This window comes from Methylocystis sp. (assembly GCF_051062815.1).
Classification (GTDB): domain Bacteria; phylum Pseudomonadota; class Alphaproteobacteria; order Rhizobiales; family Beijerinckiaceae; genus Methylocystis.
In genome coordinates this window covers 1-10,024 of sequence record NZ_JBPFDU010000053.1, presented here as the reverse complement: position 1 = coordinate 10,024, position 10,024 = coordinate 1, and the positions used below count along the sequence as shown (strand labels likewise).

Annotated in this window: 8 protein-coding genes; 2 read left to right on the top strand and 6 right to left on the bottom strand. The window is 63.1% G+C overall.

Annotated elements, in window-relative coordinates; translation table 11 throughout:
- The 3 genes from ACR65W_RS08090 to ACR65W_RS08080 form a co-directional block, all read right to left on the bottom strand.
- A partial coding sequence (locus ACR65W_RS08090) for a hypothetical protein (protein WP_434499052.1) occupies nt 1-763 on the bottom strand: 763 nt, incomplete at its 3' end.
- Nucleotides 764-778: 15 nt separating this feature from the next.
- Nucleotides 779-4,477, bottom strand: a complete 3,699-nt coding sequence (locus ACR65W_RS08085; protein WP_434502506.1) for a vitamin B12-dependent ribonucleotide reductase — start codon at nt 4,475-4,477, stop codon at nt 779-781.
- 549 nt (nt 4,478-5,026) lie between these two features.
- Nucleotides 5,027-5,584 (bottom strand): hypothetical protein, encoded by a 558-nt coding sequence (locus ACR65W_RS08080; RefSeq protein ID WP_434499050.1) that lies wholly within the window; start codon nt 5,582-5,584, stop codon nt 5,027-5,029.
- A gap of 155 nt (nt 5,585-5,739) precedes the next feature.
- Between ACR65W_RS08080 and ACR65W_RS08075 the strand changes: the two genes are divergently transcribed.
- Nucleotides 5,740-6,648, top strand: coding sequence for a GNAT family N-acetyltransferase (locus ACR65W_RS08075; RefSeq protein ID WP_434499049.1), 909 nt, complete (start codon nt 5,740-5,742; stop codon nt 6,646-6,648).
- Between the two features lie 131 nt (nt 6,649-6,779).
- Here ACR65W_RS08075 and ACR65W_RS08070 read toward each other — a convergent pair whose 3' ends face one another.
- The 3 genes from ACR65W_RS08070 to ACR65W_RS08060 are packed head-to-tail and all read right to left on the bottom strand — an operon-like array spanning nt 6,780 to nt 9,242.
- Nucleotides 6,780-7,601: a lysophospholipid acyltransferase family protein gene (locus tag ACR65W_RS08070; protein WP_434499048.1), complete on the bottom strand. Its 822-nt coding sequence runs from the start codon at nt 7,599-7,601 to the stop codon at nt 6,780-6,782.
- Between the two features lie 47 nt (nt 7,602-7,648).
- Nucleotides 7,649-8,794: an extracellular catalytic domain type 1 short-chain-length polyhydroxyalkanoate depolymerase gene (locus ACR65W_RS08065; RefSeq protein WP_434499047.1), complete on the bottom strand. Its 1,146-nt coding sequence runs from the start codon at nt 8,792-8,794 to the stop codon at nt 7,649-7,651.
- Nucleotides 8,795-8,825: 31 nt separating this feature from the next.
- Nucleotides 8,826-9,242, bottom strand: a complete 417-nt coding sequence (locus tag ACR65W_RS08060) for a CopG family transcriptional regulator (RefSeq protein ID WP_434499046.1) — start codon at nt 9,240-9,242, stop codon at nt 8,826-8,828.
- 209 nt (nt 9,243-9,451) lie between these two features.
- On the opposite strand from ACR65W_RS08060, the gene ACR65W_RS08055 reads away from it, so the two are divergent.
- Complete coding sequence (locus tag ACR65W_RS08055) at nt 9,452-10,003, top strand: SRPBCC family protein (RefSeq protein WP_434499045.1); 552 nt, start codon at nt 9,452-9,454, stop codon at nt 10,001-10,003.
- The last annotated feature ends 21 nt before the right edge of the window (nt 10,004-10,024 follow it).

The window sequence follows — 10,024 nt, the reverse complement described above, 5'->3', positions numbered from 1 at the left end:
ACCCGCAGCCTCGTCTTTTTCCGCCTCGGTCATCGGAGATAGTGTCCATCATCGATAGTGGACACGATCCCCGCGCCACGCGCACGACTATCGCCGCCGTCAGCCCCAATCGCCAGACGGCCCTCGGCGGAGGCTTACGGTACATCAAGCCCATTAAAGGCTTGAGTCGTTTTTGAAACCGAGGCTTTGATGCTCGGACCACTCCGTGCGACAATTCATAGAGACTATGTTCGTAAAGCTCGGCTCTATGCGCCGATAAGCGGCGTATTAGGCGATCTCGCTCGTCGCGGACGAGCTTTGACTGGTTCGAAAATAGGTGAACTTTGATTGCAAAATTATCGCTTTCGAGTAGCTCCCAAATCTGCCGAATATGGGCGCTTAGTGCGCCATTCGCAGCGGATAGTGCTTCTTCGTTGCGAAATACGATATCGTCAACAATGGAGATGATTTTATCGACCTCATCTCCGGGGAAGTTAGCCTGAGATTTCTTATATTTCGTGACGCATTTGCATGATCCAAAGTTAATCACCTTGTTGGGGTTATCAACATAAACGATGTCAAGACCTCGATCGCTGCCGCCATCGACGATGCATTCATCAATTTCACTTTCGGCCACACCGAAAACGTCACGCAGAACGAGCTTTGCAAAAGCTATGTTTCGCGGGACATCGTGCTGAGTGAAGTGTTCTATTCGCGACTCGATGACACCGAAGTCAACAAGAGACGCTTTCGTAGACGCTGCGACCAGCAGTTTCGCTGCCATGTTGAAGCGTCTCCATCAACTACACCCCGTCGTCGCCCCACACGTCTCGCACTTCAGGCACGTGCCGTTCCTCACCAGCGTGAAGTTCGCGCATTCGGGGCAGGCTTCGCCGACATAGCCCTTCATGCGCGCTTCGGCGCGTTTTTCGGCGACGCCGGTGACGGTCTTCGTCGGCTCGGTCCAGCCGAGCGTCGAGGTCGGGTCGTCCGCGTCATGCGCCGCGTCCGGCGTCTCGCGCAGCGCCACCGCGCCGCCGATGTTTCGAGCGGCGCCAAGAGCTTCGCCGCCTTGCACCACCATCAGCCTGTCGGTCTTGGAACGAAGCAGACCGCGCGAGACGACGGAATTCGTTTCCGGCGCCTTGCCCTCATGCTGGCCTTTGCCGAGCACGTCATGGCCGATGTCTTCGGGCGAGACATGCGCGAGATCGTTGCGGCCGAGATAGGAGACGGCGAGCTCGCGGAACACATAGTCGAGGATCGACGTCGCGTATTTGATCGCGTCATTGCCCTGCACCGGACCCGCGGGCTCGAAGCGGGTGAAGGTGAAGGCGTCGACATATTCCTCGAGCGGCACGCCATATTGCAGGCCGAGCGAAATCGCGATGGCGAAATTGTTCATTAGGCTTCGGAAGGCCGCGCCTTCCTTGTGCATGTCGATGAAGATTTCGCCCAGCCGCCCGTCTTCATATTCGCCCGTGTGCAGATAGACCTTGTGGCCGCCGACCGTCGCCTTCTGAATGTAGCTCTTGCGCCGGTTCGGCAGCTTCTCGCGTTCGCGGATCACCTGATGCACGACGCGCTCGACGATGCGTTCGGCGATGGCCGCGGCGCGCGCCGGCATATTGGCGGTCACGAGTTCCTCGACGACGTCCATCGCGTCGATGTCGTCGTCGCCGGCGATGAGCTGCGCCGAGAGCGGCTGCGAGAGCTTGGAGCCGTCGCGATAGAGCGCGTTGGCCTTGAGCCCGAGGCGCCACGACAGCAGATAGGCCTGTTCGCAATCCTCGATCGAGGCGTCATTCGGCATATTGATAGTCTTGCTGATCGCGCCCGAGATGAAGGGCTGCGCCGCCGCCATCATGCGGATATGCGAGTCGACCAGAAGATAGCGCTTGCCGGTGCGCCCGCAGGGATTGGCGCAGTCGAACACCGGATAATGCTCGCGCTTCAAATGCGGCGCGCCCTCCAGAGTCATCGCGCCACAGATATGGACATTCGCGGCGTCGATGTCGGCGCGCGAGAACCCCAGATGCGTCAGCAGATCGAAGTTCTTGTCGTCGAGCGCGGCCGCCGGAACTTTCAACACGCCGGTGAGAAAGTCCTGCCCGAGCGTCCATTTGTTGAAGACGAATTTGATGTCGAAGGCGCTGCGCAGCGCTCCTTCCACCGCCGCGATCTTCTCGTCCGTGAAACCCTTCGCCCGCAGGCTCGTGGTGTTGATCGCGGGCGCATTGGAGAGCGAGGCGTGGCCGACGGCATAGGCCTCGATCTCGGCGATCTCGCTCTCGCGATAGCCGAGCGAGCGCAGCCCTTCCGGCACGGCGCGGTTGACGATCTTGAGATAGCCGCCGCCCGCGAGCTTCTTGAATTTGACGAGCGCAAAATCGGGCTCGATGCCGGTCGTGTCGCAATCCATCACCAGGCCGATGGTGCCGGTCGGCGCGACGACGGTGACCTGCGCATTGCGATAGCCGTAGAGTTCGCCTTGCGCGAGCGCTCTGTCCCAGGCGGCGCCGGCGTGTTCGACCAAGAGCGGATCGGGGCAGGCGGCGATGTCGAGCGGCACGGGCGTAATCGCCAGCTGCTCATAGCCGACGCGTTCGCCATGCGCGGCGCGGCGATGATTGCGGATGACCCGCAGCATCGCCTCGCGATTCTCCATGAAGCGCGCGAAGGGGCCGCGCTCCTTGGCCATTTCGGCGGAGGTCGCGTAGCACACGCCCGTCATGATCGCCGATAGCGCGCCGGCGATGGCGCGGCCGGCCTCGCTGTCATAGGCGACGCCAGACGACATCAAGAGGCCGCCGACATTGGCGAAGCCGAGGCCCAGCGTGCGGTAGTCATAGGACAGCTGCGCGATTTCCTTTGAGGGAAACTGCGCCATCAGCACCGAGATTTCGAGCACGACGGTCCAGAGGCGCACGGCGTGCTCGTAAGACTCGACGTCGAACCCCCACCCTAACCCTCCCCCGCTTGCGGGGGAGGGAAGGGAGGGGGAACGGAACTGCAGCAGATTGAGCGAGGCGAGATTACAGGCCGTGTCGTCGAGGAACATATATTCCGAACACGGATTGGACGCCCGGATGGGGCCGCCGGCCGGGCAGGTGTGCCAGTCGTTGATCGTCGTATGGAACTGGATTCCCGGATCGGCGGAGGCCCAGGCGGCGTAGCCGATCTTCTCCCACAGATCGCGGGCTTTCAGCGTCTTCGCCGGCTTGCCGTCGAGGCGCTTGATGAGAGTCCAGTCGCCGTCCTTCTCGACCGCCCGCAGGAACTCATCCGTGACGCGCACGGAGTTGTTGGAGTTCTGACCCGAGACGGTCAGATAGGCTTCGCTGTCCCAATCCGTGTCATAGGTGTCGAAGTGAATGTCCTTGTAGCCCTGCTTGGCGAACTGAATGACGCGCTTGATGTAATTATCCGGCACTTCGTTCTTGCGCGCGAGCTTGATCTCGCGTTTCAGCGCCGGATTGATCTCGGGGTTGAAGCAGTCGTCGCCGGGGCCTTCGCAGTTCATGCAGGCGCGCATGATCGCCTTCAAATGCTTCTTGACGATCTTCGAGCCGGTGACCAGCGAGGCGACCTTCTCTTCCTCCTTCACCTTCCAATCGATGAAGGCTTCGACGTCGGGATGGTCGATGTCGACGACGACCATTTTCGCCGCGCGCCGCGTCGTGCCGCCGGATTTGATCGCGCCCGCCGCGCGATCGCCGATCTTGAGGAAGGACATCAGGCCGGAGGACGAGCCGCCGCCCGAAAGCTTCTCCTTTTCGCCCCGCAGCTTGGAAAAATTGGTGCCGGTGCCGGAACCATATTTGAACAGCCGCGCCTCGCGCACCCAGAGATCCATGATGCCGCCGTCATTGACCAGATCGTCGGCGATCGACTGGATGAAGCAGGCGTGCGGCTGCGGATGCTCATAGGCCGATTTCGACTTCACCATCTTGCCATTGGCGTAGTCGACATAGAAATGCCCCTGGCTCGGCCCGTCGACGCCGTAAGCCCAGTGCAGGCCGGTGTTGAACCATTGCGGGGAATTGGGCGCCGCCATCTGCATGGCGAGCATGTAGCGAAGCTCGTCGCTGAACGCCTGGGCGTCTTCTTCCGTATCGAAATAGCCGCCCTTCCAGCCCCAATAGGCCCAGGCGCCGGCGAGACGGTCGAAGACCTGCTTGGCCGAGATTTCGGAGCCGTGGCGCTGGTCCTTGGGGAGTTCGCTGAGCGCTTCCGTATCGGCGACGGAGCGCCACAGGAAGGACGGAACGGCGTTCTCCTCGACGCGCTTCAAGCGCGCCGGCACGCCGGCCTTGCGGAAATATTTCTGCGCCAGAACGTCGGCCGCGACCTGGCTCCACTGGTTCGGGACGTCGATATTGTCGAGAGAAAAGACGATCGAGCCGTCGGGGTTGCGGATCTCGCTCTTCGTCGTGCGGAACGGAATGGTCGCATAAGGAGATTCGCCCGCCTTGGTGTAGCGCCGCTCAATTTTCATCGTCTCATCCCCTCAAAGCGCAGGCGTCCGCCCGCACGCAGCCGTTCGCTGGCCCGCGACGCAATTTCTTGCCAATTCTGAACTCGAAAGACGCGCGCCCCGCGCTCGCGGATGGATACGCCGCGATTGAAAGCACGCCGAAAACGAGGATCACGCCCACGCAAAGCAACGCTCACGTCCGGCTGTCGCCGAGAGCCGCCGAACGTCTTAAAGATCGTTCGCCGCGTCGCCATTGCGTGTTGCCTCCAGACTGCGTGAGTCTTGCGACGACGTCAAGATATAGTGACGAAAATTAAAAAAGCGACAACATGTGGATAAGTTAGTGGATAAAGGGGAAAACTCCAGTCGGCGAGGATTGAGCGTCCGGCATCTGCGCAGATTCGGCAAGCGGGACTTTAATGGGCGCTGGAACCCTAGCCCTCATGCTGAGGAGCGTCCGCAGGACGCGTCTCGAAGCACGAGGGCTAGGGTTTTCGCACTCCTGCAGCATCCTTCGAGACGCCGCTTCGCGGCTCCTCAGGATGAGGATGCGCACGACGCTCGCCGCCGCTACTCGCAGGCTTTCGCGTCCGCGGCCTGGAGCAGAAAGGCGCGGTTCTCCGCATTGTCCGGGCTGAGATAGAGATAGCTGGCGCGCCCGCCCGCATCGGGCCCCGGCATTTCCAGCCGCTCGACGACCGTCACGAGCACGCCCTCGGGCTGCGCGGCGATCCGGAACGCGCCGGACTCACTGTAGCCGATCCGGCAATGATGCACGCCGTCCTTCTTGGTCTTGCAGAGGTCGGTTTCCTCGGCGGAGACCGACGCGTTGCATAAGAGGGCGCCGCGGTCCTCCTTGCAGGCGCCAAAGGTGGAGAAGGTCGCCTTGCCGCGCCCCTTGGTCGAAAATTGCAGCGTCGCCAAAAACGGATAGGGCGGCGTGTCTTTTCGCGTCTCGATCGACAGCCACGCCTTGTCGACGATCTGGCTCTTGTGGGCGGAAAGATGCGCCTTGTCATAGGCGCGCGCGTAACATCCGAGCGAGGGGAGCGGCTCCGCCCGCGCCGCGACTGTCGCGAGGACAGAGGCGCAAATCGCCGCGCTGACGATCAGATGAGATTTGATCATTCGGTCTCCTGGGGCGTTCGGTCCGCCGCCTTGTAGAAGTTCGCGAGTTCGCGCGCGAATCGCAACTTAAGCGGCGCATGAGCGATTCTCGCGTCACAAAAGCTTCGCCTCCCCGTGATCTTCAAGCGGATAGATCGCAGCGGAGCGAGTCGCACATGTGGACGGTTAACGCGGATTTCGGTCAGACGATCTTCGCCCTCGTCAATTTTCCGCAAGCGGATTCAAAAAAGCCGAAAGCGGCCAAGAAAACGCTCAGTGAAACGCTCGGCCGTCTCGGCGCGCTGGAAGTGCGGCTCGCGCGCGGCAAGAGGGAAGTGCGCAAGACGCAGCGCCTGCGCTACGACGTCTTCTACAAGGAAGGCGGCGCCATTCCAGACGCGCGCACGGCCTTCACCCGCCGCGACGCCGATCGTTTCGACAAATATTGCGATCATCTCATCGTCATCGATCACGCGGCGCAGACCAAGCGCGGCAAGATCAGGCCGAAGATCGTCGGCGCCTATCGGCTGATGCGCGACGACATGGCGAAGAAGGCCGGCGGCTTTTATTCCGAAGGCGAATATGACGTCGGGCCGCTTCTCGCCCGTCACGCCGGCAAGCGCGCGCTGGAACTCGGGCGCTCCTGCGTGCTCGCGCCCTACCGCGGCAAGCGGACGATCGAACTGCTGTGGCGCGGGCTTCTCGCCTATGTGCGGGCGCACGACATCGACGTGATGTTCGGCTGCGCGAGCCTGCACGGCGCCAATCCGCTCGCCCATGCGCAGGCGCTGAGCTATCTGGCGCATTACGCGCCGGTGGAAGAGGCGTGGCGCGTCAGCGCGCGAGACGAGCTGCACACGCCGATGCGGATGCTGGCGCGCGACGCGTTCGATGCGCGCAAGGCGCGCGATGCGCTCTCGCCGCTGATCAAAGGCTATCTGCGGCTGGGCGCGCGTTTTGGCGACGGCGCCGTCGTCGACCGCAAATTCAACACGACGGATGTTTTCGTCGTCATGCCCGTCGCTGAAATCGACGCGCGCTATCTGGAGTTTTTCGGCGCCGCGCCGCACCGCCGCGCCGCTTAGCGCTTCCGTCACTCCTGACGCGCGAAAGGCCTGCCGGGAATGAAAGCGGCCCCTCGTCCTTCGAGACGCGCGCTGCGCGCGCTCCTCAGGATGAGGCGCCTGGGTTTGCGCACTGGAATTCGCTGATACCGCTACAAGCAGTCCTCATGCTGAGGAGGTTGCGTAGCAACCGTCTCGAAGCACGAGGACTGCGGCGATTCCCGGTTGCGCTCATGCGACGCCAGCAGCGTCTGCACACGCGCATGCGTCTGCGCCGCGAGCGTCTTGCGGTCCTTGTCGCTCGTCTCAATTTCCTCGCCGAACACGATGTGACACTGCGTGTGGCCGCGCTTCATTAGGCTCCACAGATGCGGCAGGAAGCTCATGTCGCCATACCAGCCGACATCAATCCTGCGCGCGCCATTGGAGTAAGAGATCGCGACGGGCGCGAGCGTCGGCGCTTCGCTGCGCGCCGCCATCGCCTCCAGCGGCGCGAAATGCGCCGAACGGAAGGGCAGGACCGCCGCGCCGTCGCTCGACGTTCCTTCGGGAAAGACGACGAGATCGCCGCCCGCGCGCAGCACGTCAGCGAGCGCGTCATTGACGCGCGCAATATCATGCCTCGCGCCGCGCTCGACGAACACGGTGCCTTGCAGCCGCGCCAGCAGTCCGAGCACAGGCCAGCGTGCGACTTCGCTCTTCGCCAGAAAGACCAACGGATAGACGCTCGCGAGCGCGATGATGTCGGTCCATGACACATGGTTGGCGACGACAAAGCGCGGCGCCTTCGAGGGTAGGGCGCCGCGCGCGTCGACCTTTATGCCGATGACGGCGCAAACCGCGCGGCAGAAGCGCGTCTGGATCGCATGCTGAATCGGCCAGCCGCGCCGGCGCGCCAGCGCCTGCAGCGGAACGAGGAAGAGAAGAGCGCCCGTCAGCGTGAGGGCAAAGGCGAGCGCGCGCAGATAGGCCATGGCCGCAGATGGCGCGCCTGTAAGACAGGCGCATGACAGCGTCCCCGCTACCGCGCCTTCCCCGCCTCCGCTAGGAAAAACCGCACCATCTCGCGCGAGGCCTCGGGGCCATGGCGATCGGCGAAGGAGCCGTCGGGATTGCCGCCCGACCAGGCGTGGCCGAGCCCCTCGACAGCCCAATGTTCCAGCTGCGGCACGCCGCGCGCGTCCGCGATGACGGTGCGGCTGTAATTGCGGCCGCCCGCCGATCCGGTCTCGCGCGTTTCGCTCGCCAGCGCATCGGCAAGATCGAGCCGAGCCCCGGCAATGATCGTGTCCCCGTTGGTCGGATGCACCTTCTGGTCGGCTTCGCCGTGGAAAACGATCGTCCGCACGCCGTCAGACAGCGACCTGCGCGTCGCGCCGAACTCAAATTTACCGCCCATCGCCGCGAAGGCGGAGGCGACGTCGCTCGCCGAGCCATGCGCGAGGCCGGAATGTATGCCCACTGCGGCGTAGAGTTCCGGATAGGTCGCACCCATTGTCGCGGCCATGGCGCCGCCGGCCGACAGACCCGCCACATAGACGCGCGACTCATCGACGCGCCACTCCGCCATAACGGCGCGCGTCATGCCGGCGATGAGGCTGGGTTCGCCCTTCTCGCGGGTCTGATCCGCCGGGTTGAACCAGTTCCAGCAGCCCATCTGATTGGCCGTGGTCGACTGCGCCGGATAGGCGACGATGAAACCGTGCTCATCAGCCAGCTCATTCATTCGCGAGCCGACGGCGAAGTCGTCGGGGTTCTGCGCGCAGCCGTGAAGCATCACGATTAACGGCCGTTTTCCGTCTCCAACGCCATTGGGCGCATAGACCTTATAATCGCGGGCGCCGGCCGGGCCGACATAGCTGCGCGAGAGATAGGCGGCGCCCGGCGGAACGTCGATTCTGGGGGCTTTTCGCAGGGCGACGAGCGGCGCGCCGCTTTGATCGAGGCCTGGAAGACCGGCGTGACGCAGCAACTCCACCGTCTCGCCGAGCGGGCGGCGCAGACGAAAAGTTGGGGGATGCGGCTCGGCATGCGCGGCCGGCTGCGGCGCCGGCGCCGCGGCGCCGCTCGTCAGCGCGCGCATCAGCACGCGCGTCGCTTCCTTGAGGTTTTGCTCGCGCGTCAGTTGCGTCGCCCTGTTGAAGGCGCTCGTCAGGAAGTTTTTCATTTTGTCTACGCCTCACAGAAGGGAGGAAAGGTCAACTGATGCGGTCCTGGAGCGCCGCCTTGACGGACTTGCTCGCTTGCAGCGCGCCGAGCACGGTGATGGATTCGACGGTCTCGCGCGCGAGTTCTGGCGTGACGTCTTCGGCGATGGACGCCAGTCCCAGGACATGGATGCGCAACCTTCGGCCGGCCGCCTTCACGGCCTCGAGGTCTTCGCGGCTGTAGTGGCGCAAGCCGAGCTCCAGCGTATTTCGCACGATGGATTGTTTCACCGCCTCCGCATGCGCGCCGAGCTGGTTGCGGATCGCGGTGCGGATGAAGTCGGTGCGGTTGGAGTAGAAGCCCTCGCGCACCAAGAGATCGATATGGCCGAGATCGACGTAGCCGACATTGATCGTGATTTTCTCGGCCTCTGGCGGCCTTTCCCGCAATTTGTGTAGGTCCGCCATGGCCATCCTCACACCATCTGTCTGGATGGTATATGGATGGTCCAGAGTTGAGGCGCAAGTGGCGCGCACAATCCGCGCGCCATGTCGAACTGACGACTTCCCCCGCGCGGTCGAATTCTTCGCTACTCTTGACGCCGCCGCTTTGGGCGCCGTTATGTGCGCCTGCCCGCCCCCGTTGGCGGCCAGTTCAGGCTTTCTGGGAGATCCTAATGACGTTTGTGCTTGCGCGCCGCGCATGTGTCGTTGCGGCCCTGTCGCTGCTTTCCGCCGGGCTGCTCGCTGGGCCAGCGCTGGCCCACGGCCCGTCGCGCCAGAAGGTCGTCGAAAAGATCGAAATCGACGCCCCGGCCGCGAAGGTCTGGGAAATCGTCGGCAATTTCCAGGATCTGAATTGGCATCCCGCCGTCGCCAAGACGGAAGGGACGGGCGGCGTCGCCGTCGACGCGAAGCGCAAGCTGACCCTCAAGAATGGCGGCGTGATCGAGGAGTCGCTGACCAAATATGACGCCGACGGCAAGTCGCTGAGCTACAAGATCGACGCCGTCGACGTGAAAGTCCTGCCGGTCAATAATTACGCTTCGACGATCAGCGTGAAGGAAGACGGCGGCAAGAGCGTCGTCGAATGGAAGGGCGCGTTTTATCGCGGCTTCATGAACAATGATCCGCCGCCGGAACTTTCCGACGAGGCGGGAGTGAAGGCGGTGAGCGATATATACAAATCCGGTCTCGCCGCGTTGAAGGCCAAGGCGGAGAGCAAGTAAGCGCCGCGCCATGCGCCAAGC

Bases quoted from the DNA above. Each gene is read 5' to 3' on its own strand.
- ACR65W_RS08055 (WP_434499045.1), top strand. From the start codon at position 9,452: ATGACGTTTGTGCTTGCGCGCCGCGCATGTGTCGTTGCGGCCCTGTCG.
- ACR65W_RS08060 (WP_434499046.1), bottom strand. From the start codon at position 9,242: ATGGCGGACCTACACAAATTGCGGGAAAGGCCGCCAGAGGCCGAGAAA.
- ACR65W_RS08080 (WP_434499050.1), bottom strand. From the start codon at position 5,584: ATGATCAAATCTCATCTGATCGTCAGCGCGGCGATTTGCGCCTCTGTC.
- ACR65W_RS08065 (WP_434499047.1), bottom strand. From the start codon at position 8,794: ATGAAAAACTTCCTGACGAGCGCCTTCAACAGGGCGACGCAACTGACG.
- ACR65W_RS08085 (WP_434502506.1), bottom strand. From the start codon at position 4,477: ATGAAAATTGAGCGGCGCTACACCAAGGCGGGCGAATCTCCTTATGCG.
- ACR65W_RS08075 (WP_434499049.1), top strand. From the start codon at position 5,740: ATGTGGACGGTTAACGCGGATTTCGGTCAGACGATCTTCGCCCTCGTC.
- ACR65W_RS08070 (WP_434499048.1), bottom strand. From the start codon at position 7,601: ATGGCCTATCTGCGCGCGCTCGCCTTTGCCCTCACGCTGACGGGCGCT.